This is a genomic window from Shewanella sp. MF05913 (assembly GCF_059758095.1).
Genome location: NZ_JCAYNT010000014.1, coordinates 1 through 24,004 on the forward strand (window position 1 = coordinate 1; position 24,004 = coordinate 24,004).

The 24,004-nt window shown below is 42.8% G+C and carries 19 protein-coding genes and 1 pseudogene; 15 read left to right on the forward strand and 5 right to left on the reverse strand.

Annotation, left to right across the window (positions count from 1 at the left end; all coding sequences use genetic code 11):
• The first annotated feature begins 134 nt into the window (after positions 1-134).
• The 3 genes and pseudogenes from AC19MV_RS15380 to AC19MV_RS15390 all read left to right on the forward strand — a co-directional run bounded on the left by AC19MV_RS15380 (position 135) and on the right by AC19MV_RS15390 (position 3,623).
• Positions 135-416 (forward strand): anti-sigma factor domain-containing protein, encoded by a 282-nt coding sequence (locus AC19MV_RS15380; protein WP_498308677.1) that lies wholly within the window; start codon positions 135-137, stop codon positions 414-416.
• 665 nt (positions 417-1,081) lie between these two features.
• Positions 1,082-2,093, forward strand: a pseudogene (locus tag AC19MV_RS15385) (substrate-binding domain-containing protein).
• A gap of 216 nt (positions 2,094-2,309) precedes the next feature.
• Entirely contained in the window at positions 2,310-3,623 is a 1,314-nt protein-coding gene (locus tag AC19MV_RS15390; RefSeq protein ID WP_498308777.1) for a M24 family metallopeptidase, read from the forward strand.
• 97 nt (positions 3,624-3,720) lie between these two features.
• Here the strand turns inward: AC19MV_RS15390 and AC19MV_RS15395 are convergent, their stop codons facing one another.
• Positions 3,721-4,212 carry a DUF1097 domain-containing protein gene (locus AC19MV_RS15395; RefSeq protein ID WP_160053445.1) on the reverse strand — a complete coding sequence of 164 codons (492 nt, stop codon included), beginning with the start codon at positions 4,210-4,212 and terminating at the stop codon, positions 3,721-3,723.
• Positions 4,213-4,532: 320 nt separating this feature from the next.
• Positions 4,533-4,784 carry a hypothetical protein gene (locus tag AC19MV_RS15400; RefSeq protein WP_498308678.1) on the reverse strand — a complete coding sequence of 84 codons (252 nt, stop codon included), beginning with the start codon at positions 4,782-4,784 and terminating at the stop codon, positions 4,533-4,535.
• A 320-nt stretch (positions 4,785-5,104) separates the two neighbouring features.
• Here AC19MV_RS15400 and AC19MV_RS15405 point away from each other — a divergent pair, with 320 nt between their 5' ends.
• On the forward strand, positions 5,105-6,124 hold the full coding sequence (locus AC19MV_RS15405) for a GGDEF domain-containing protein (RefSeq protein WP_498308679.1): 1,020 nt from the start codon (positions 5,105-5,107) through the stop codon (positions 6,122-6,124).
• A gap of 57 nt (positions 6,125-6,181) precedes the next feature.
• Here AC19MV_RS15405 and AC19MV_RS15410 read toward each other — a convergent pair whose 3' ends face one another.
• Together AC19MV_RS15410 and AC19MV_RS15415 are read right to left on the reverse strand one after the other, a co-directional pair.
• The gene (locus tag AC19MV_RS15410; RefSeq protein ID WP_498308680.1) at positions 6,182-7,141 is read right to left on the reverse strand and encodes a hypothetical protein; all 960 of its coding nucleotides are present in this window, start codon (positions 7,139-7,141) and stop codon (positions 6,182-6,184) included.
• Positions 7,142-7,293: 152 nt separating this feature from the next.
• Entirely contained in the window at positions 7,294-7,668 is a 375-nt protein-coding gene (locus tag AC19MV_RS15415) for a hypothetical protein (RefSeq protein WP_498308681.1), read from the reverse strand.
• A 295-nt stretch (positions 7,669-7,963) separates the two neighbouring features.
• Here AC19MV_RS15415 and AC19MV_RS15420 point away from each other — a divergent pair, with 295 nt between their 5' ends.
• The 3 genes from AC19MV_RS15420 (at position 7,964) to dbpA (ending at position 12,086) form a co-directional block, all read left to right on the forward strand.
• Positions 7,964-9,514, forward strand: coding sequence for a methyl-accepting chemotaxis protein (locus AC19MV_RS15420; RefSeq protein ID WP_498308682.1), 1,551 nt, complete (start codon positions 7,964-7,966; stop codon positions 9,512-9,514).
• A gap of 105 nt (positions 9,515-9,619) precedes the next feature.
• Positions 9,620-10,486: a pirin family protein gene (locus AC19MV_RS15425; protein ID WP_498308683.1), complete on the forward strand. Its 867-nt coding sequence runs from the start codon at positions 9,620-9,622 to the stop codon at positions 10,484-10,486.
• A gap of 226 nt (positions 10,487-10,712) precedes the next feature.
• A complete protein-coding gene (dbpA, locus tag AC19MV_RS15430) occupies positions 10,713-12,086 on the forward strand; it encodes an ATP-dependent RNA helicase DbpA (protein ID WP_432402633.1) in 1,374 nt (457 codons plus the stop codon).
• A 439-nt stretch (positions 12,087-12,525) separates the two neighbouring features.
• Here dbpA and AC19MV_RS15435 read toward each other — a convergent pair whose 3' ends face one another.
• Positions 12,526-14,013, reverse strand: a complete 1,488-nt coding sequence (locus AC19MV_RS15435) for a DEAD/DEAH box helicase (protein ID WP_498308684.1) — start codon at positions 14,011-14,013, stop codon at positions 12,526-12,528.
• A gap of 319 nt (positions 14,014-14,332) precedes the next feature.
• Here AC19MV_RS15435 and AC19MV_RS15440 point away from each other — a divergent pair, with 319 nt between their 5' ends.
• The 8 genes from AC19MV_RS15440 to nqrE all read left to right on the forward strand — a co-directional run bounded on the left by AC19MV_RS15440 (position 14,333) and on the right by nqrE (position 24,002).
• On the forward strand, positions 14,333-15,406 hold the full coding sequence (locus AC19MV_RS15440) for a DUF3626 domain-containing protein (protein ID WP_432402603.1): 1,074 nt from the start codon (positions 14,333-14,335) through the stop codon (positions 15,404-15,406).
• A gap of 179 nt (positions 15,407-15,585) precedes the next feature.
• Positions 15,586-17,364 (forward strand): heme ABC transporter permease/ATP-binding protein CydD, encoded by a 1,779-nt coding sequence (gene cydD / locus AC19MV_RS15445; RefSeq protein ID WP_498308685.1) that lies wholly within the window; start codon positions 15,586-15,588, stop codon positions 17,362-17,364.
• A gap of 83 nt (positions 17,365-17,447) precedes the next feature.
• Positions 17,448-19,148, forward strand: coding sequence for a heme ABC transporter ATP-binding protein/permease CydC (gene cydC / locus AC19MV_RS15450; RefSeq protein WP_498308779.1), 1,701 nt, complete (start codon positions 17,448-17,450; stop codon positions 19,146-19,148).
• A 270-nt stretch (positions 19,149-19,418) separates the two neighbouring features.
• On the forward strand, positions 19,419-20,795 hold the full coding sequence (locus AC19MV_RS15455; RefSeq protein WP_498308686.1) for a Na(+)-translocating NADH-quinone reductase subunit A: 1,377 nt from the start codon (positions 19,419-19,421) through the stop codon (positions 20,793-20,795).
• Positions 20,795-22,006: an NADH:ubiquinone reductase (Na(+)-transporting) subunit B gene (locus tag AC19MV_RS15460; RefSeq protein ID WP_498299234.1), complete on the forward strand. Its 1,212-nt coding sequence runs from the start codon at positions 20,795-20,797 to the stop codon at positions 22,004-22,006. The genes AC19MV_RS15455 and AC19MV_RS15460 overlap by 1 nt, the downstream gene beginning before the upstream one ends.
• Positions 21,996-22,763, forward strand: coding sequence for a Na(+)-translocating NADH-quinone reductase subunit C (locus AC19MV_RS15465; protein WP_498308687.1), 768 nt, complete (start codon positions 21,996-21,998; stop codon positions 22,761-22,763). Before AC19MV_RS15460 ends, AC19MV_RS15465 begins: the two co-directional genes overlap by 11 nt.
• A complete protein-coding gene (locus AC19MV_RS15470; protein WP_432402592.1) occupies positions 22,764-23,384 on the forward strand; it encodes an NADH:ubiquinone reductase (Na(+)-transporting) subunit D in 621 nt (206 codons plus the stop codon).
• A gap of 9 nt (positions 23,385-23,393) precedes the next feature.
• Complete coding sequence (gene nqrE, locus AC19MV_RS15475) at positions 23,394-24,002, forward strand: NADH:ubiquinone reductase (Na(+)-transporting) subunit E (protein WP_498308688.1); 609 nt, start codon at positions 23,394-23,396, stop codon at positions 24,000-24,002.
• Positions 24,003-24,004: the final 2 nt, after the last annotated feature.

Here is a 24,004-nt window from a genome sequence, read left to right on the forward strand (position 1 = left end):
CTAGCGGTAAATGAGCAAATCAAAAGCAACGATAACAGTGAGAATGTTGTACAGAAAACTAAGGCCAAAAAGCCTTCGGTGAGCAGAGTATTGTCTTGACTCACCGGGAGCGTCCATATATGGCATTTTAAAGAGTGCAAACAAGGCACACCAATCAAATACAACTTGTCTCTTTAGGTGCGGTTGAAATTCCAAAAGGAAAAGCATTACAATTTTGGACAAAAGCAGAAAACTGGGATGCACCCGTTTCTTTAGGCTTAGTAAAAAGTGGAGGGACGCTTAATTTCGATATTAATAATCTACCCGCACTAACAGTGAACCAACTCTTTGAACTAACCATAGAAGAAGAAACAGGATCGCCAACAGGTCTACCAACAGGCCCAATTACTTCTATTGGTCGTAGTATTTCGATGTAATAAAAAAGTAGAATACAAAACATTATAAGCTGATGTTTTGTATTCTCTATTTTGCCCTCACCAAAAAAGTACGGGACACTCACTTATTAAAGTTAATAATATCAACTACTTATAATAAGTTGTTATTCAATAATATGTATGGATGTCCAATTTTCCTGAGATAGCTGAAGAATATTTGAGAGCTAAAGGTTCGGATGAAGATCCCGAACACTTATTAAGAAAATTACGAAGATACAAAAAAAGCCTACAAATTAGAGGCATATAACAAGAGACTATGGCGTCAATAGTTAATTTCATACTTTTGGCGCTTCCCATAAAGGGCATAAAAATGGGTGGCAACATTAGAAGAACCTGTATATGCCTTGTTTAAGAGGCGTCGTAATACCAGCTGTCTGCTAAAGCGTTTGATGCTTGGAATGACCTACAAAACAAGTAGCCATAAAATTAAAAATTTAATTAAGACAGACATTTAAAAATTTGGTCCCATTGGTTACTTATATGATGTAGCCATCCTGGTTGCATGGTCGAGTTGAAAACTCAATAATATCGATTACCCCACACTGATATGTTCAGTCATGCTGTTTCAGTTCATATCTTTAACTGGATCCCTTTGCTATATTTTATTGTAAAGCAGAGTAGTGCTCTGATTTATCTGAGGAGGTTATGTGGCGAGATTACTCGTATTGTGTTTTGTCTTTAGTGTATTACCCGTATCTCCTGTCTATGGAAAAGAATTAAAACTTGCAGTGGTACCAAAATTTAACAGTGTTTTTTTTTGAGCAAAGTAAAATTGGCTGTATAGATGCTGCCGCTCAAATAAAAGGCGTAGAGTGCATATATCGGGGACCCAATATAAGTAACGTGAGGATGCAAGACCAGGTAATAAATCAGCTGATTGATGAAGGTGTAGATGGTATTGCTGTCGCCATTACACAATCTAAATATCTCGCTAATAATAGCCTGAAAAGAGCTAAAGAAGCAGGTATTCCGATTATTACCTATGACTCTGATTTTGATGCTTCAATCAACGAAGACCCTAACAATTTACGCCTAGCCTATATAGGCACTGACAATGTTGAATTGGGTAAATCACTAGGTGAAGAGTTAAAAAAACTTCGGCCCAATGGGGGAACACTCATAATGCAATCTGGGCGACCAGATTCTCCTAATTTGAATTTAAGACTGATGGGAGTCCGTTCTGCATTATCCGGAAAAAAATACGCTGCACCTCCTGGAGAATTGCTTAATAACGACTCGGGCTGGACTGAAATTAGGGAACCTTTTTTTAATTTTGATCAACTTGATCGATCTGTTAAGCAGATGGAATCTGTTTTGAAAGGTAAACCCGTAAAAGCAGACGCCTTTATTGCTGTCGGTGGTTGGCCGCAAAATGACCAAGCACTTTACCGTAAAATGATCGCCCCTTACCTGGCAAAGATTAATGACAACAAGGTCATTATCGTTATCACCGATACATCCTCTGAACAATTAACGATGTTGGGAGAGCATCTTGCTCATATCAATATTGGTCAAAACCCATATGAAATGGGCAGACAAGCCATTTTGACACTTTATAATATTGTAACAGAACAACAATATGAGAAAATAATTTACATCCCGACTTCAATTTGTACACCAGATAACGTTGATACCTGTACCAAGAGTATGAGATTGTAATCATTACCTATTCAAAACAATTACATGGCCAAAAACCTTCAGTGAGTGTTATTTTGATTTACTGGGTGCATATAGTGAGTTAATTATTTAGGTTTAAATAAATCGATAAAAGCTTATTTTTTCAACAGGTTAGCTATTGAAAGGTAATAGCTGCTTCGTCGCTAATAAAAGGAATTAATTTTGCGTTTTTTCAATTGGGTCTACTTTTTGTTTTTTATGATATTAACTTTCTGCGCTAATTCATGGGCAACAAATACTGTTGATATTTTACCTATGCGCGACAGGGCAGATTTTCTCGATAATATATTGGCAAAACGTGTTGAGCTATTATTGCCCAAGCTAATGAACGAACATAAGCTAGATATGTGGGTCATCATTGGCCGTGAGTACAATGAAGATCCGGTGCTTAAAACATTATTACCTGCAACGTGGTTATCTGCTCGTCGTACAACAATATTAGTGTTTGCTCGTAAAAGTGATGGCAGTATAGGTGCTCATGCTATTGCGCCTTATAACGTTGGCCATGTCTTCGAAAAAGCGTGGGATAAAGCAAAACAACCCAATCAATGGTTAGCACTTAATGAATTAATTGAAAGCTACCGACCTAATAGCATCGGTATTAATCAATCTTCACATTGGGCACATGCTGATGGGGTGGTCGCAACCGATAAAGAAAGCCTGCTATCGCATTTACCTGAAAAATACAAAACCAAAGTTGTGTCAGCTGAACCTGTTGCCATCGGTTGGCTAGAACAACGAATCCCTGAAGAAATAGCGATTTACAAAGATATTGTAAAATTAGCGCATTCGATAATAGCAGAAGCATTTTCAAACAAGGTTATCACCCCAGGGCAAACAACGACTGACGATGTAGTGTGGTGGCTTAGAGAGCGCATTGTTGAACTTAAGCTACAAACTTGGTTTCACCCAACCGTTTCAATTCAACGAAGTGATAACGTTAATGTTAAGCATCATTCAAGTTTAGCGAATGACGACGGTAAACAGATTATTTTACCGGGCGATCTATTGCATGTTGATTTTGGCATAACATATTTACGCTTAAATACCGATACGCAGCAACATGCTTATGTATTAAAACCGGGTGAAACCGAGGCGCCCCACTATTTACAAAAGGCACTGTTATTTGGCAATCAACTCCAAGATATCTTTACGGGGCATTTCTCTGAAGGATTGACGGGTAACCAAGTGTTGGCGCGTTCTCGTCAACAGGCCATTTCACAAGGGTTACAGCCAACCATTTATACCCACCCGCTGGGTTATCATGGCCATGGTGCCGGCACTACGCTGGGGATGTGGGATTCGCAAGAGGGAGTACCAGGCGATGGTGATTACCCATTACATGTAAATACCGCGTATGCCATTGAGCTGAATAACGCTATTTTTATAGAAGAGTGGAAAAAAGAAATTAGAATCATGTTAGAAGAAGATGCCATTTTCGATAAATCGGGGGTGTGGTATCTCAATGGCAGGCAAACAGAACTTCTGTTAATTAAGCCTCGTGCCAGTTAATGGTTAGTTATTGTTGCTGAATGAAAACTCAAAGAAAAAGCCGATGTGTTCATCGGCTTATTTAATGCAAGATTTGTTTACGTTCTAATCGCAGTTGCTACATTTCTTTTACTGCATCATCTTTTATTGATTCTGCTGTTTTGTCCGTTAAGGTAATAAGTAAGCCAGTGAGTAAGCTCATGCTATAGCCAAGTACAGCGCCAATCATTAATGGTGGAATAATAGCGGCAAGGTCGGCATTAAGTGCGAATGTGATACAGCATCCAATAAAGGTTCCAGGAATAAACGCAAAGTTTTTATTGCTGGCTTGTAGGCACATAAACGCAGTCACAATACCGGTTAATGCGTAGCTAATGATAGATGAGCCTAATACGCCACTGCCTGCAATAATTAACCATCCCCAGAATACGCCTGAAAGATTGGTTGTCATTGCCATCATCATTCCTTTTACGCCCGTTTCGGTTTGCGCGAAAAAGGTGCTGCAACCAAGAAAGCCGACCCATGTGACCAGATGAAACACATCCGCAAGGCCAGCCCAAACGGCTGCCAATAAACCTGCAGAAATAGCAATTTGCCAACGATGCGCCATAGTCGCCTCTCAAGATTAAAAAATAGAACGGTGAGTTCTAAATTTAGCACAATAAACTCAGTGTATGCAGTTTAGTTTTATAAAAAGCGATCCAGTTCGCAAATAATCGCGATAGCTAATACAGCCTCAAAACGGGCCCGAGCGCTTATTTTATAATGATATCAAGATGCTGTTATTGATTTTGCTGTAGCTCTGCGCCGCTGGAGATTGATCATTATTTTATGCGGGTGTGGTTTAAAATGGGTGATTTAAGGACATTGATAGCATGAGGTTATTAAGATAGGTTTTATCATGGATGTGCATCTATTTTACGTACAACATTATTTAAAGGTGACTTTGCCGCCCACCATTTTATAGGCTGGAGCGCCTCTCATCAGAGTGTCTCGAGCAAATATTTGGTCACACTCAGGACACGTGCACGGCACTTGAGTATTATCTTTTACGATACGTTCTTTAAAGCATTTGATTAGGGCGCCTTTACCGCCTTTGCGGTAGGTAAACAGTTGCGCTTTACACTGAGCACAGAATATATCGACTGTGCGTGTTGGGCCTTTTTTGTTAGGTTTTGCCATATTGAGTCTTATTTCCGCGTTTGAGTGTGAATGTTTATTGTCATAAAATCGTGATTGATATGAATAATAATGAGTTTTGATTGGCTGAGGTACAACCATAGGCGGTCTGTTTTGATGATATTAATACTTAACTGGTCAATTAATACTCTTTTAGTCTTTTTTGTCAGGTCGTAACCATTTAATCATTGAACAAATTACTTAATTTTGATCTACGCTTTTAAATCATATTAACTCTTTAATCTGAATTCAGGATATTGAGACAACTCGTATGGCCACCGTGAATGCAGGTTGCTGTAAAAGTGACACAGGGATAAACATTAATGGCTATTGCTAATTTATGGGCAAGCGAACTCGAGTATCGTCGTACAGTGTTAAAGGCAGTGTTAATTGTCATCATTATTGCAGGCAGTCTTTTTGTCGTGAATAACTGGTTTAGTGGTTTCCAGGTGTACGCCATGGTTGAGTTGGCGGTGGTATGTTTATGTATTGGTATACTCGCAATTCATAAACGCACGCCTAACCTGACCTTATGGTGCTCAATATTTTTATTTGCAGTTTTTACGGTGATTTTGATTGGCATTTATAGCGCATCGTTTAATTCTGGGCTATTTACCTGGTTATTTATTATTCCTGTTTTGTCATACTTGTTATTAGGCATCAAGCTAGGCACCCTTTATACCAGCGTATATATGACGGCAGGTATTGCGATTTTAACGTATGCCTTGATTTACAATCTTGCCGATATTTATCCCATTACCATTGCCAATATCTTACTGTGTTTGGCGGCCATTTGGGCGTTATCTTTTAGTTATGAATTTAAGCGTGCAGAAGCGGTTGAACGTTTGCAGCAAATAGCGTCTATAGACCCGTTAACGGGGTTAAATAATCGTTTATTGTTGGATTCCATTTTCGATATGCTATGCCAAAGTTTACCTGAAGAACAACTGTCAGTGTCGATGTTACTACTCGATCTTGATCATTTTAAAAAGATTAATGATCAATTTGGTCATGATACCGGTGACAAGGTTTTGGTTAAGGTGTCTCAGTTAATTAACGATATGCGACGTCGTAATGATTGGGCTTTCCGTTTTGGCGGTGAAGAGTTTTGTATGCTCATCCCTAATACGAATATGCAGCAGGCAAGCCAAATTGCAGAGCGTTTGCGCGTCGCAATAGACAACATTACTGCCGTTGGTGACAGTAAGCTCAGCACTAGCATTAGTATTGGTATCGCACGTTGGCCTGATGATGGCAGTCATTTACCACAGATTTATAAAGCCGCAGATGAAAGACTTTACAAAGCGAAAGCTCAAGGGCGAAATCAGGTGGTGTCGGGGTAATATCGCAAACAACCTAAATAGATTATTCAGTCGTCTAGTTGATCGTATCGGTGAATGTTAATCCGTTTTGACTTTATTGACTCTATTATTGATGGCTTCTGTCAGCAGCTGCTTTTGTTCATTTTCGCCACAATACTCTGCAAAGCCTAACCCCCAGCCATGGGGATTCACCTGAGTTGCCAGATTGACCACTCGGTAACAATAATCACCTTGTTTTACGATTCGATTAGGATCTAATTTGTGATTTAACGTATGGGGTTGGCTGGTGTCAATGTTAGGTATTAGCTCAATGAACTCCACCTCAGTGTCCATCTCACTCAAACTGCCAATAGGTTTGTTTTTCGCTGCTGTTTGCGCGCCAATGAGTTGTTCAAGCTGTTGGTTATTATGCTGCTGTAAGTATTGCGTCGCGGCTTGTTGCATTGAAAAGGCTGCATTAATTGTGTTTGTCGATGTATTGAGTGTTGAGTTGATTGTTGGTTTAGGCTCTTTCGGTTGATGATTGCTTTTAACGGTTGGAGTACTGATTGTTGTTGCCAATACTGGTTCACTCGATACAGGTTCACTCGATACTGGTTCCTCTATTGGGGCTGATTTTATGGGAACCGTTTGTATCGAGGCCGATACTATTGTGCTTGGCGAGTCACTTTGGGTTGATAAAGACGTTTGTTCAATGCGTTGAGCGGATGAGTTCGCTGCACTTTTTATGTCGAATTCAGGTTCAGATTCAGATTTAGTTTTATATTGAGCTTGATGCTCTGGTTTGTTACCAGTCGCCGCGAGCATCGACTCATAGTGTTGTGAGGTGATGAGATAACTTTTAATGGCGGCATGTTTGCTTGAAGGCGCGTGTTTTGCCACTCTTTGCTTGTTATCTTGTTGCCAAAACCAGGCCATTAATACAATGAGTACGCTATGCATTACTAACGCGTAACTCAATGGCTTAGAGAAGTGTTGTTGCTCAAGTGTACTAACGTGTCTGTTTGTGCATTCAGTGCAGGTTTTAATGCTAGTCATTTAGCGTCAGTGTCGTTTTATTTTATCGTTGTTACCTTTGATTGTTAATAGAAAGTAAAGTTCAAGTGAATTGGTACATTAGACTTTTAACGAGTAATGACCTGTTAACGTGAGTATTGGTCACCTTAACGTTGTGGTGATTATTTTGTGTGTTACTGGTTATCGAGTGACTTTACCGTTAATCGCTCTTGGTTAGATAAACGAATTTGTATGCCATCGATAGTGGTAATCCGTTGCTCTTCTATGTCTTTTTTGCGCACCTTATAACTCGCTGTCATGGCTTCAATGGGGGACGAAATCGTGACTTCTACAATCGTGTTATCGTCGTACCAACCCCAGCCCCAATAACCCGCAGTGGCTAGCATTGAAAGTGCAATCATAGTGTAAATAATCATCCTGCTTAGCAAGGGGGGCTTTTCAATATGGATAGCGGCGTTACGTTGAGCGACTTTACTGCCTCGCCCTCGTCGTAAATACACTATTGCCCCAATAATAACTAACATGGTAATGAGGATTTTTGTTAACACGTCATCGTCCTATAATGGTAAGTTCACGTTGATTATACGGCGTTTTGCATTGTTTACCGTTATCTAGTACACATCATGAATGCGATAAACAATATTGTTTGCTGGGTATTTTACAACCGTAACCCCTTATGAAGTGATCTCACTCGTTATCAATAAACTCTCTATGTGATCTATTCTAGGTATTTTGATGGCATTGTATTTTTACTTATTAAAGTCGCGAGCCATCACATAAAAATGATGTTGCTTGAATAATAATCAGCATCATGGCTTATCTAACAAGACTTAATAAATCAATATGACTGTAAAAGATATTATCGACGAAGAAGTCGTTTATCCGCCGGATTTTAAAATACTCTCTACAACCAATTTAGAGAGTATTATTACACATGTTAATGATGATTTTATTGCGACCTGTGGGTACACCAAAGAAGAGTTAATCAACCAGCCGCATAATATTGTGCGCCATCCTGATATGCCTAAGGCTGCATTTGCTGATTTGTGGAATACCATTAAGCAGGGGCAAAGCTGGATGGGGCTGGTAAAAAACCGCTGTAAAAATGGTAAGTATTATTGGGTCAATGCCTATGTTACTCCAATTAAACGCAATGGTATTATTTGCGAATATCAGTCTGTGAGAACGCAACCCGACCCCGAGCTAACCCAGCGTGCTCAGGCTTGCTATGATTCAGTTAATGCGGGTAAAACGCCAAAGCCAAAGTTTGGCGCCAGTATTATCACTAAACTCTTTTTAACTTGGTTGTGCTCAGTAACTCTGTTTATTAGCCTACCTTATTTAAGTTCAACATTTGCTGTTTTTGGGCTTGTTGCCGCTGTCATGTGTTTTTGTATGCCACTTTATTTGTTGAAACACCGTTTTGAAGCTGTGCTCGCTTTGAGCAAGACAATCCACAATAACCCGCTCAACCAATTTGTTTATACCGGTTATACCGATGAGTTATCTCATTTAGAATTAAGTTTACGGATGCAAAAGGCCGAAATATTGGCCGTGATAGGGCGAATTAAAGACAGCGGAGAACATCTTCAGCAGGGGTTAGACGAACACCAGCAGCAAAATGAAGCTAATCAAAACCAACTTGTTGAGCAGTCTCAAAATCTTGAGCAGGTTGTTACCGCGATAGGGCAAATGAGTTCATCTGTTACCGATATTGCTCAGAGCACTTCCAATTCGACAACTGAAATTCATAAATTGGTTACCCAATTGCAAGCCACTAAAACAGCGCTGGTCAATAGCCAAGCCGCTAGCACAGAGATAAATCATTTACTTTCTGAGTCGCGTATTGCGATTTCGTCTTTAAATCAACAATGCCTGAATGTTAATCAAGTAGTTGAAGTCATTGAGAGTATTGCGCAACAAACCAATCTATTGGCGCTAAATGCAGCAATTGAAGCCGCTCGTGCAGGCGAATCGGGTAGGGGTTTTGCAGTTGTTGCTGACGAAGTACGCAATCTAGCAAGCCGCTCGGCAACATCGGCTAATGAAATCCATAAAATTATCAATACACTGAGTCGCACAACGGCTGAGGCGGTAGTACAAATGGATCAAAGCCACTTGCTTACCGATAAAAGTATCGACTCGGGAAACATGCTTGAGCAAAGTCTAACGACGGTCAGTCACGTGATGGCGACTATTGAGAGTAATGGTGAGCAAATATCGGTGGCAGCAGAAGAGCAAGCTGCAGTTGTTAATCAAATTTATACTAATGCAATGACACTTCAGCAAGGTATTAATCAATTTGAAAAAAATTGCCAAAATGCCGCAATGCATAGTCAAGATATTAGCGCTCAAGGCAGCAGACAAACGGAGTTAGTGTTGCAGTTTAACTAAACTTATTATCGATTTTATCGAACGTAAATCACACTATTATGCCATATTTATTCAGTTAGTTGACTGCTATGCTCTAGGTATCATTTGATTGCTCATAGGGTTTACATGAAAGTGCTACAGCGTTTTAGCGCATTACCGGCAATGGACGGTGATGGCGTTAACATCAAGCGTATTACCGACTTTGAGCAGCTTCGCTTTGATCCCTATTTAATGATCGATGAGATCAAATCTGACGACGAGCAAGACTTTATTGGTGGCTTTCCGCCACATCCTCATCGTGGTGTCGAAACCTTTACCTATATCCGTAAAGGCGGGTTTGAGCATCGTGACCAAATGGGCAATGTTAAGCCGATACGAGCCGGTGATGTGCAGTGGATGAGCACCGGCAGTGGTGTCGTGCATTCTGAAATGCCGCTAGCAGATGCCAAAGAAGGCCTGCATGGTTTTCAAATTTGGCTCAATATGCCCGCTAAAGACAAAATGCGTACGCCGATATATCAAGACAGTCTCAACCAACATAAACCCCAATTGAATAATGAGCACGGCGCCACACTTTTAGCGTTAGCAGGTGCGTGGGGGTTTAATCATAATCCATTAGCAATCAACGCCGCGATTGAAGGGCTGGCGGGTAATGGCGCTATTGCCGATTTAACCTTACAGCCACATGGCCACGGCACGCTAAACCTCGAACGTTTTAAGACCGTCTGTGTCTATATTTATCAAGGTGATCTGCATTATATCGATGGCCAAGGTTTGCGTGAAAGCGCGAAAGCTGGTGAGTTTGTGGTATTAGATGCCCTTGAAGTGTGCCATTTTCAGGCCGAAGATAAAGGTGTCGGTTTGTTGATTTTAGCCGGTAACCCTATTAACGAGGCCATCGTGCAGATGGGGCCTTTTGTGATGAACACTCAGGCAGAAATAGACCAAGCTGTACGAGATTATCAGCAAGGACTTTTTGGTCAAATTTTTTAGCCAACCAATCATAAAATATCCCAGTTTGAGATAAAGATTTGTCAGCGAAAGCTGAAGAAAATTGCTACAATAGCGCGTATATGGCCAAGGACAATTTGATGCGTAGAGATTGATACGCTAAGAATATTAACCTTGGCTAATTTGTTTGTGCAGCACTTGCGTGCTTTTTAGCTTTCGATATCAGAGGATATTCGCCTTGAGTCAGTCTACTGAACCAGCCGTTAACATGGCTTTCGCGTCACTTAATTTAAAAACTGAATTGCTTGAAAACCTACAAACCATGGGTTTTGAATCGATGACTCAGATCCAAGCCGAAAGCTTACCGCCAATTTTGGCCGGTGAAGACGTAATTGGCCAAGCAAAAACAGGTTCAGGTAAAACTGCTGCGTTTGGTTTAGGTTTGCTCAATAAGCTTGATGTAAAACGTTTTCGCATTCAAACAATGGTGTTGTGCCCAACTCGTGAATTGGCAGACCAGGTAGCAGAAGAAATCCGTACTCTGGCTCGTGGTATTCATAACATCAAGGTATTAACCTTATGTGGTGGTGTGCCAATGGGGCCACAAGTTGGTTCGCTTGAACATGGCGCACATATTATTGTGGGTACGCCGGGTCGTATAGTCGATCATTTAGATCGCAACCGCTTAGATTTAAGCAACATGAACATGTTGATTTTAGATGAAGCCGATCGCATGTTAGAAATGGGTTTCCAGCAGCACATTGACCAAATTATTTCGGCAGCGCCGCGTGAGCGCCAAACGTTATTATTTAGCGCGACATTCCCTGAGCAAATCAAATCGATTGCCGACCAAATCATGTATAACCCTGTGATGGTTAAAGTTGAGCAAAAGCATGACAACTTAACCATTGAACAGCACTTTTACCGTGTCGATGACAACCATGGCCGCCTAGAAGCGTTGCGCTTATTGTTACTTGATAAGCAACCGCGTAGCTCAGTGGTTTTTTGTAATACTAAGCGTGAAACCCAGCAAGTGGCTGATTCGTTAGCCGAGTTTGGTTTTAGTGTGTTAGCACTGCACGGTGATTTGGAACAACGCGATCGCGATCAAATGTTATTACAGTTTGCTAACCGCAGTGCGCGTATTTTAGTGGCTACCGATGTTGCGGCGCGCGGCTTAGACATTGATGAGCTTGATGCGGTATTTAATTACCACATTGCTTACGATACCGAAGTACACATTCACCGTATTGGCCGTACTGGCCGTGCGGGTAGCTCGGGTGCAGCTTACACCTTCTTTGGTGAAGATGACGGTTACAAAATGGCTATGATTGAAGAAGCCATGGGTAAAGATGTTGTCAGTGAAACATTGCCACCAATGAGTGCCTTAAACAAACTGCCACAAGCGGCTGAGATGATCACAATTCAGATTGATGCCGGTAAAAAGCAAAAGATCCGTCCTGGTGATGTTGTTGGCGCATTAACCGGTGATAACGGCTTAGACTTTAATGATATCGGCAAAATCAAAGTGACCGAGTTCCGTGCTTATGTTGCGGTAAACAGCAAAGTATCTAAACAAGCGCTGAATAAATTGAATAAAGGTAAGTTGAAAGGTCGTAACTACCGAGCCTGGTTTATGTAATCGTAATACCATACCGCATTAATAAGTGACCACTCAGAATGCGTCCAGCGGTTTTTGATTAAGGCGTCGCTATGTAGTAATGGTTGTTCCCTTTCAAATAGCGAGAACGCAGAGCAAAAGTGACTGAGGTATTCATTTCAGGCGAGTTTTAAAAGGGCTTACACTGCGTTGCATGACTTCGAAAGAGAACCACTATTCATTCAGTCATTCGCCTTGTTTAAGCCCTTTTAAATTCTCGCTGAGAAATCATTTACTCACGCGGAATGGTATAAGTGATGTTTAAACAAAAAAACCGGTGAACAATGTTCACCGGTTTTTTATTGGCTAATCAGCTAATAGTTAATCAACTCTGGGTTAATTAACTATTAGCCAAACGACTACTCTCTAAGCGGCTACTCTCTATGAGAGAAGCCGTAAGCCTTATCGCTTAATATCAATGTTAGCTTCTTATTTTGGCATTAGCATATGGATTAACGCTGTCTTTAGGTGCACCAGTATTGCTGCTTGCTGCTGCACCGCTATTACCTGCACCACTGCGACGTGGTGGACGATTACGCTGTGGCGGTTTATTACCATTAGCGATCGCTTCTTGTCTGTTACCTGGCGCTTTAGGCTTGCTAGCGCCTTGTGATTGACCATCATTGCTGCGAGCTTGCTGGCGTGAATCATATTTACGCTCAGACTTATCAGCATTATTTGTATTTTGCTGAGCATGCTTACTGCGATTTGGGTTTGGATTTTTAACGCTATTGGCTTTATGACCACCAGAGCGACTGCTCGCTTCAGGAATAGTGAAGGGCGCTTCAAAACCTGCAAGTTGCTTACGCTCAATAGTACGCTTAATTAATCGCTCAATATCATGCAGTAGCTTCACTTCTTCAAGGCCAACTAACGATACCGCTTGACCGGTAGAACCTGCACGGCCGGTACGGCCAATACGATGAACATAATCTTCAGGTACGTTAGGTAAGTCAAAGTTAACCACAAATGGCAGTTGGTCAATATCGATACCACGCGCGGCGATATCGGTTGCCACCATGACTTGTACTGTGCCGGCTTTAAAGTCAGCCAATGCTTTAGTACGCGCTGTTTGGCTTTTATTACCATGAATAGCGGCGGCTTTAATATTGGCAGCTTCTAAACTTTTAGCTAAACGGTTAGCACCATGTTTAGTGCGTGAAAACACCAACACTTGTTTCCAATCATTGGTTTTAATCAATTCGATTAATGCCGTCGACTTACGCGTTTTATCCACTGGATACACGCACTGAGTAACGGTGTTGGCGGTGGCATTACGTGGCGTCACTGAAATCTCAACCGGGTTATTGACTAACCCTTTGGCTAATTCGCGGATTTCATCGGAGAAGGTCGCCGAAAACATCAAGTTTTGACGTTTAGGTGGCAATAACGCTAATACTTTTTTAATGTCGCGAATAAAGCCCATGTCTAACATGCGGTCCGCTTCGTCTAACACTAGAATCTCTAAATTGCTGAAGCTAATAGCTTTTTGTTGGCAAAGATCAAGCAGTCGACCTGGGGTTGCCACTAAAATATCAACGCCATTTCTTAGGGCTGCAAGTTGCGGGATAATAGACACACCACCAAACACAACAGCTGATTTTAACGGTAGGTTGATACCGTAAGTGGCAACACTTTCTTGAACCTGTGCGGCTAATTCACGCGTTGGAGTCAATACTAATGCACGCACTTGGCCACGCTGGGCGCGGTTGCCTTTTGACAATAATTCTAGGATTGGCAGGGTAAAGCCTGCGGTTTTTCCTGTCCCGGTTTGGGCGGCTGCCATGACGTCTTGTCCGGCTAGTACTGCTGGAATGGCTTGTGCTTGAATCGGAGAGGGGGTGTCATAACCTTGTTTTTCAACTGCTTTTAAAATAGCAGCATTCAGACCAAGTGAGGCAAAACTCATAGAAAAATCTCTTTGGGCAACATATTGTTGCTATGAATAAAAGGTAGCCAGAAACGGCGGCCGTGAAGCTTACCTGAAAACGGCTATAAGTGCTATTAAACTCTTATTATAGCCGCCAGCGCGAAGCCTCATTAGCTTGCTGTGTCTGCTAAGGGCTGTAATAGTCGACTGATACACAGAATATAATGATTTAGAATGAAATAGTGTTAATCTTGAGGCATCGATCAGTGCTAAAACTCAACTTATTACATACAATAAAATGACAATCGAACTTTAGCAGCCTAGCTGAAGTGATTGAAGGTTAAGGTATTACTGACTGATGAAATTAACGGCGTTATCACATATTGAGAAAACGGCATACGAGCTGCGAGACCATGCTCATGCTGTGCTCAAGAATGTGTTGTTAATGTCGAATATTTCTACTTTAGAGCTCCAACTGGCGATGCGCCAATTATCGAGTCACAGCCGCGTGGCATTGCATTTTCATCCCGACAGAATTGATAACCGTGGCCTGAGTGTCATTGACGGTCTATTGCGTGACGGCGTCTATAAAAGCCAGTTTGAGACCCATGTGTCTAATGGCCATTTATCACCAGAGTTAGGTGGTTCTCGAGACCATTGGGAAAATCAATTATTTGGTAATAGCTATGCTGGTATTAAGCATCGGCCCAAATACGGCGCACTCGATTTTGGTTTATGTCCTTTGGGGCCTGCGCCGCGTTTTGGTAGCTGTTATTTAATCACTCACTCGCAAATACTATCTCGTTGTACCTTCAGCTATATGGACTCTTATCGGTTACCCAAAGAAAAGGGCACCATCAAATGTTTTGATGCCATTTTAGCGGCGTTAATGAGTGAGAGTTTTGAACGTCAATATGCCTTGGGCTGCGCAGGCCTTAAACCGAGTAAGTTAATTTCGCACTTTAGCCAGCATTTAACCGATCCGGTGACCTCACGCTTTGAGGGTATGACCAGTGGTAATTTAGATCATTACATCGAAGCACAAATTCACGGTGATGTGTCGCTAGAGAGGGACATTGCCATGCTGGTGGCTGACCCGTCGTTTAATGGCAGTAAAATTGGCGATTCATTAATGGCATTGTGCGCTGAATATGACATCGAACTGCATTGGCACAACGGCAGACAAATGCACATTGCGGATGTGCCTGATGATTTTAGAGGAGCTGTGATGCCTGCGTTGGCAAAAAGCATTGCTGAAGATGAAATCATTAATGCCGACATTATTGGCCGAGCGGCATATCAACTGCAAAAACAACCTACCTCGTGGAGCGAGCGCGGGGCGCATACTAAAAAGCTGCAAGATTTAAAATTGTTATGGCATGTGTTGGTTAAATACGGTCATACCCCCTCGAGTGAACCATTTCTGTTGTAGTTTCAGTTTGATTTAAGCGCGATTATCTATAACTGATATCTATAACTGATATCCATTGCTAATAGTCCATTAGCAAAATGTGAATCAGTTAACATTTACACTGTTTAAGGTGTTATCTCAGGCCCAGTGCTGCGATACTGCAGCCAATTTTAGGCGAAGATCAACACAGCCGGAGCATTATGGATAAGTCGTTAGAAAAGTCATTAACTCAGTGGCTTAAAAGCCAACAGTCTGCCTGTGGTATTTTCCTTAAGTTATCTATTTTGTGTGGCTGGCTCAATGGCGTTGCCATTGTTGGGCAAGCTTATTGTATTGCGCGTATTTTACAGCAAGTGATTATGCAAAATATGCCTGTGCAAGCATCCAGCATTGAATTTATCGGCCTCATTTGTTTGTTACTGCTGCGAGCCGGATTAGCGCAAGTGCGTGAGCGGGTGAGTTTTGAGGCGGGTAAGCGTTTGCGCAGTGATATTCGTCAAGCCGTGTTGAATAAATTGGTTGAGTTGGGGCCCGTGTTTATTAAGGGCAAACCTTCAGGCGCCTGGGCAAGCATAGTGTTTGAACAGGTTGAAGACTTACACGACTATTACGCTAAATACGTGCCGCAAATGATGTTAGCCGGTTTTATTCCTTTGCTTATTTTGGTGTGTGTATTTCCACTTAATTGGGCAGCAGGGATTATTTTATTAGCCACAGCCCCCTTGATCCCAATGTTTATGATTTTGGTAGGTATGGGCGCTGCTGATGCTAACCGTAAGAATGTTAAGGCGTTGTCTCGGTTAAGCGGCCATTTTATGGACCGTTTAAAAGGCTTGCAGACGGTTAAGTTATTCCACCGTGGTGACGCTGAGTTAGTTAATATCGAAACAGCTTCAGAAGATTTTCGTAGTCGCACTATGTCTGTGCTGCGGTTAGCTTTTTTAAGCTCAGCGGTATTAGAGTTTTTTGCTGCAGTGTCGATTGCCGTGCTAGCAGTGTATTTTGGCTTTAGTTATTTAGACCATTTAGATTTTGGCCATTACGGTGTAGGTATTAGCTTATTTACCGGCATGTTTGTACTCATTTTAGCGCCAGAGTTTTTTCAGCCACTGCGCGATTTAGGCACCCATTACCATGCCAAAGCGCAAGCAATTGGTGCGGCAGAAACGTTAGTCGAACTGCTCAATTATCAAGTTCAAGGCAGCGAAATGGCCGCCAATAGCCAGCCTAAAGCACCATTTTTAGCTGATGCGGTCAGTATAGAAGCGGTTGAACTTGAGGTGTTTAGCATTGATGGTCAGCGTTTGTTAGGGCCTATTTCATTTACGTTGCCAGCGGGTGAACATTGGGCGATAGTTGGCCCAAGTGGCGCAGGTAAAACCAGTTTGCTCAATGCTTTACTCGGTTTTTTACCTTACAAAGGCAGCCTGAAAATCAATCAACAATCGCTGTCGAGTATTCAATTGGCCGATTGGCGACGTCATTTAGCTTGGCTTGGCCAGGATCCGCAATTGTTTCATGGCACGGTGCGCGATAACGTCGCGCTAGCAAATCCGCAATTAACTGACCCGCAAATTATGGCGTTACTTGAGCAAGCTAATATCGGCGATTTTGTCACCCAGCATGCCCAAGGGTTAGATTTGATGATAAGCGATCAAAGTGCCGGGGTTTCTGTTGGCCAGGCGCAACGTTTTGCTTTAGCTCGGGCACTTGCGCAACCCGCCAAGCTGTTTTTACTCGATGAACCGACTGCCAGTTTAGATGCTCAAAGCGAGCAGTTTGTTTTAGCGTCATTACAACGTGCTATGCAAGGCGCGAGTGGGTTAACCGTTACCCATCGGTTAGATGATTTAAGCTCGATGGACAGGGTGTTGGTGATGGATAAAGGCGTTATTGTGCAGCAAGGTCATGTGAGCCAATTACAACACAGTGATGGATTGTTAGCGCAAATGATTAATCAGCAGCAGGAGGGTTACTAATGACTCACTCGAATGAGCAAACCTCACTTAACACTGCCTCACTTCAAACTGCAGCAAACTCGACATCAACGCGTAGCACATCATTGCGAGTATTAATGCCGTTTTTAGCCTTGTTTCGTCGCCAGTGGTTAATGATGCTGACCGGCTTAATATTAACCTTTATCACCTTATTAACCGGCATTGGTTTATTGTCGCTATCGGGCTGGTTTTTATCGGCGACGGCAATCGCGGGATTATCGATTGTCACTGCGCAAATGTTTAACTTTTTTACCCCGGCAGGTGGGGTACGTTTTTTCTCTATCGCCCGAACCGCCAGCCGCTATGGTGAGCGTTTAGCCACCCACGAAGCGACATTTAAGTTACTCACTCAATTACGTATTTGGGCATGGCAAAAACTTTTACCGCTCAGTGCTGCCAACCTGCAAGGTTTACGTAAAGGTGATTTGCTTAATCGTTTAGTGGCCGACATCGATACCTTAGATCATTTGTATTTACGCTTGCTTACGCCTTTAGTCGCGTCGCTACTGATGATTGCAGGCTTAGGTATTTTTCTAGCTTGGTTTGATCTCAGCTTAGCCTTGAGTTTGTGCAGCATTTTATTGTTAGCCTGGTGCGTATTACCTGTAGTGTTTTATGTGCTCGGTAAAGCGCCTGGTCGGGCATTAATTGATGCAAAACAGCAATATCGAGTCATGTTATTAGATGTTATTCAGGGCCAAGCCGAATTAAGTCTATTTGCGGCTAACAACCGCTATTTAGCTAAACTTGAGCAAGCGCAAGCGCGATTGTTTAGCCAACAAACAGCCATGGCCAATATTACAGGCTTAAGCCAGGCTATGCTGATTATCGTTAACGGTATTGCGGTAGTGGTGATGTTGTATTTGGCCAGTCATGGCGTGGGCGATAAGGTGCCGCCAGGCCCATTAATGGCATTGATGGTGTTTGCCACCATGGCCAGCCTCGAAATGATGATGCCCATCGCCGGTGCATTTCAACATTTATCCAGTACCTTGCTTGCCGCACAGCGTGTCACAGACATCACTGAACAAGCCCCCGCGGTGAGCTTTAATGACCAAAGTCCGCTTCAAGCTAGCTCCGGCGCATTGCAATTGCATCAGGTGTATTTTGCTTATCAGCCAAATTCGCCGATTTTACAGGGTGTTAATTTAACCCTTAACGCGGGTGAGAAGGTGGCGATATTAGGCCCTACAGGCTGCGGTAAATCGAGCTTGTTTGGGCTAATTACCCGAGAATGGTTGTCACAACAAGGCAATATTACCCTTGATGGGCACCCCATCGCCGATTACAGCGAAGCTGAACTGCGGGCAGCAATGACGGTGGTGAGCCAACGTATTTATTTATTTGCCGGCACATTGCGTGACAATTTAGCGCTAGCGTTACCTTTTATTCAAGACGAGCCGAAAAAAGCCCACGATGAGCGCTTTATAAATGTATTGCAGCAAGTGGGTTTAGGGGCATTGTTGCAAGGCGATAAACCTTTAGACACCTGGATAGGTGAAGGTGGGCGACAATTATCGGGCGGCGAACAGCGTCGAATAGGCGTGGCGAGAGCGTTACTGCGTGATGCCCCGCTATTGTTATTAGATGAACCAACAGAAGGGCTCGATAAACGTACCGAGCGCGAAATATTGTCATTGTTATTGAATTTTGCTGAAAATAAAACCTTATTAATGATTAGCCATCGCACCACAGCCTTAGACAAAATGGATGCGGTTTATACTATTAAACAAGGCATGTTGCGGCGAACAAGTGCTGTAAACTAATCCGCTAAACTCCCCGCCAATACTGAGGTTTATGCTTATTTTCTTTATTAGCGAGTAAGCATAAATACTCATGTATGTAACAACCTTTCTGATACAAAAATTACATAAAGTGATTTCGCTTGTTGCGATAAATTGATCCACCTCACAAATTTGCGATTAGGTTATGTTTCAAAATTACAGTCTGCGCTGGGAGTGTGATCTTTGTTCATATATTAGCAGTTGCAAACATATACCATAAGCTATCGAAATTTTTTATAGATGGTGAATGACATGGCTGGTGTTGCAAACCCAGTGATAACCATTAAGCGGGGGCTTGATATCCCGATTGCTGGTGAACCACTTCAGCAAATAGATGGCATGCCTAAAGCGACGCAAGTGGCGTTGATTGGCGAAGAATATGTTGGTCTAAAACCAACCATGATGGTTGAGGTTGGCGATCGCGTAACAGCAGGCCAAACGCTATTTGAAGACAAAAAAACGCCTGGCGTGCGATTTACCGCGCCAGCAAGTGGTGTGGTATCTGCGATTAACCGTGGTGATCGTCGTGTTTTACAGTCGGTAGTGATTGATTGTGATGCTGAGCAAACAGCGACTAAGATTTTGCAACCACAGGTGCTTAGCGGTTTAAGTCTTGAAAGCGTTAAGCAAGGCTTAGTCGACAGTGGCTTATGGACTGCATTCAGAACTCGTCCGTTTTCGCGCGTACCGCAGCTTGATGCTACTCCAGCAGGCATATTTGTCACCGCCGTTGATACCAATCCGTTAGCGGCCGATCCTCGCATCGTTATTGCTACTCAAACGGCAGCATTTGAGGCCGGGCTATATGTGTTGAGCATATTAACCTCTGGCAAAGTGTACTTGTGTCAGGACGAGGGGGAGTCACTGATCAAGCAAGCAAATGAGTATGACTTATCAGACATTAGCGTTCAGCGTTTTAATGGCGTACACCCTGCTGGTCTAGTCGGTACCCATATACATTATCTCTTGCCGGCCAGTATTGAGCGTCAAGTGTGGCATTTGGGTTATCAAGACGTGATTGCCTTTGGCAAATTGTTTTTAACCGGTGAACTGTATACCGACCGCATCGTCGCTATTGCTGGCCCAAATGTATTAAAACCGCGTTTGGTGCATACCCAATTGGGTGCAAAGCTCAGTGAATGGGTTAATAGTGAAATTGACCAGCGTCAATCGCGCATCGTGTCTGGGTCATTATTGTCAGGCCACACGGCGGCAGGGGTTTATGATTACCTTGGTCGTTTCCATAATCAGGTCAGTGTGTTAACTGAGAATGATCGCCAGGAAGTGTTACCTTGGGTGCGTCATGACAACAATAAGTTTTCGCTCACCGGTATCATGATGTCTGGCTTTAGCCGCACCAAAAAACTATTCGATTTTACCACTCATGCGGGGGGCTCTCCTCGCGCCATGATGGCCTTTGGCCAACTTGACCATGTTATGCCGCTGGATATTCTCCCTATCTTATTAGTACGTGATTTAGTGGTAAGAGATACCGATGAAGCGCAACTGCTGGGCGCATTAGAGCTAGATGAAGAAGATTTAGCCTTATGTACGTTTGTGTGCCCAGGAAAGTATGACTTTGGTAAAGAACTTCGTGCTTGCCTAGATATTATCGAGAGGGAAGGTTAATGAGTCAGCAACAGAAAAAGCCCAGCCAAGATAGCTATTACGCTCATGGCGACTCGATGCGTAGCTTCTTACGTTCATTATGGATAGCCAATGGCCGCAGCACTAAAGGCCATGTGCACATTCGTGACGCCATTGATGTTAAACGCACCATGCACATTGTGGGCATGTGTTTATTTCCGGCGATGTTATTTGGCATGTACAACTTGGGGCTACAAGCTCAGGTCGCCATTATGGCCGGTGCCACGCAACCAGAAGCATGGCAACTGGCCATTTATAACTTATTGTTTGGCCCGTTAACTGAAAGCTCTGGCTTAATCAGTTTGTTTGCCTATGGTGCCAGTTTTTATGTGCCATTTTACCTCACCGCATTGGTAGTGAGCCTGGTTTGGGAGGTGGTATTTGCTAAAGTTCGCCACCAAGAGTTACACGAAGGCTTCTTTATTACTGCGTTGCTGTTCTCACTTATTTTACCGATTTCGACACCATTATGGATTGTGGCGTTAGGCCTCAGTTTTGGTGTTGTGGTGGCAAAAGAGATGTTTGGCGGCATGGGGTATAACTTCTTAAATCCTGCGCTTGCGGGTTATGCCTTTATTTATTTTGCTTACCCAACAGAGGTGGTCGCATTAGGCCAGTTTGTTGCGGCTGATGGCTATTCTGGCGCAACCACGCTAACGCTGACTGTGGCGAAAAAGCTCAGCTTCGTCGACACAAGTTGGTTCAGTGTGTTTAGCGATAGCACCTGGTGGGATGCCTTTTTAGGCTTTACGCCAGGCTCTGTTGGCGAAACCAGCACCTTAGCGATTTTAATCGGTGGCGGCATTTTATTAATGACCCGTATTGCTGATTGGCGCGTTGTGGCGGGTGTGATGGTTGGGATGATATTAACCGTCTTATTGTTTAACTACTTTGGTTCAAGCAGAAACCCTATGTCAGCAATGCCGTGGACATGGCACTTAGTGACAGGCGGTTTTGCCTTGGGGATGATGTTTATGGCAACCGACCCGGTTACTGCCTCATATACCCGCAAGGCCAAGTTTGCTTATGGTTTTACGATTGGTTTAATGACCATCGTTATCCGTTTGCTCAATGCAAAAATGCCTGAAGGTATTATGTTAGCCATTTTGTTTACCAATTTATGGGCACCGTTATTCGACTACCTAGTCGCTCAAGCCAATATTAAACGGAGACTAAAACGTCATGGCCTTTAAAAAAGATACCGTTACCGGAACAATGATTTTTATCATCGTTTTAAGCTTGATTTGCTCGTTTATGATCACTGGTACTGCCGAGATTTTAAAAGAGCGTAAGTTGGCCAAAAAGCGTGATGAAGTGAAGCAATTTGTACTAAAAGCCGCGGGTATTGATATTAGCCAGGGTGACTTTAGCGAGCTGTTTGCGCAGCGTGTTAAGCCTAAAATGGTTAATTTAGCCAGTGGGCAAGTCACTGAAAAAGACAACTTGCTCGACTTTGACGAGCGTATGGCGGCCATCAATCCTGACACGTCTAGTAAACCTAAAAAAGACATCGCCAAGATTAAAACCATGGCAAATGATATCCGTATTTTTGAGGTTTACGATAGCAATAACCAGCTGTCTAGCATTGTAATGCCGATTTACGGTAAAGGTTTATGGTCGATTATTTATGGCTATATGGCAATTAAACCAGACCTTAATACCATTGAAAATATCGTATTTTACGAACACGGTGAAACCCCGGGTATTGCCGATTTTGTTACCGACCCACAGTGGTTAGCGTTATGGCAGGGTAAAAAACTGTTTGATGAAAAAGGCAAAATGGCGATTAAAGTCATTAAAGGCGGCGCTAAAGACGGTGATATTCACGGCATCGATGGTGTCAGTGGGGCAACGCGAACAGGTGTTGGGATCCAACGTTTAGTTGAGTTCTGGTTTGGCGTTGAAGGATATCAAACCTATCTACACGCGATTGCTGCGGAGGGTAAGTAAATGAGTAATAACACGTCTACTCGCGAGATTTTAACATCGCCAATATTTGAAAATAACCCCGTCGCCATGCAGGTGCTCGGTGTGTGTTCAGCGTTGGCGGTGAGTAACTCAATGCAAACCGCATTAGTGATGACCTTAGCCGTGACCTTTGTACTGGTGTTTTCTAACTTAATTATCTCCAGTATTCGCCACTTTATTCCTAACAGTGTGCGGATTATTGCGCAAATGACCGTGATTGCTTCATTGGTGATTATTGTCGATATGGTGCTGCAAGATGTGGCGTATGAACTGTCAAAACAGTTATCTGTGTTTGTCAGTTTGATCATTACTAACTGTATTATCATGGGCCGTGCTGAAGCCTTTGCCATGAAACACCCACCACATTTAGCTGTGGTTGATGCATTAGGTAATGCCATGGGCTATGGCTTAATTTTACTGGGCGTTGCTTTTGTACGTGAATTGTTAGGCCGCGGTAGTTTGTTTGGTCACGACATATTTACCACCATTGAAAACGGTGGTTGGTATCTTGCTAACGAAATGTTCACGTTACCGCCGAGTGCATTCTTTTTAATTGGCGTGATGATTTGGGCCATTAAAGTCGTTCAGCGTAAGCGCAGATAAGGAAGCATCATGGAACACTATATTAATTTATTTATCCAAGCTGCATTTATCGACAACATGGCCCTGTCCTTTTTCCTGGGTATGTGTACGTTTCTTGCCGTGTCTAAAAAGGTCTCTACCGCGTTTGGTTTAGGGATTGCCGTGATTGTGGTGATGGTGCTGGCTGTGCCATTAAATCAAATCATTTATGTGAATATTCTTGCACCTGGTGCATTAGCCTGGGCAGGTTTTGCTGAGTTAAATTTAAGCTACTTACAGCTGATTACCTTTATTGGGGTGATAGCCGCATTAGTGCAAATTTTAGAAATGTTTTTAGATCGTTACATTCCTACTTTGTATCAGTCATTGGGGATCTTTTTACCGTTATTAACCGTAAACTGCGCCATTTTTGCTGGGGTTATTTTTATGGCTAACCGTGACTATGACTTTACTGAATCTGTGGTGTTTGCATCGGGTTCGGCTGTGGGTTGGGCAATGGCGATTGTATTACTTGCAGGCTTACGTGAGCGGATGAAGTTTCATGCCATACCTGATGGTTTACAAGGTATCGGTATTACCTTTATCACGACAGGGTTGATGGCGCTTGGGTTTATGTCTTTTGCTGGCATCACGTTATAACG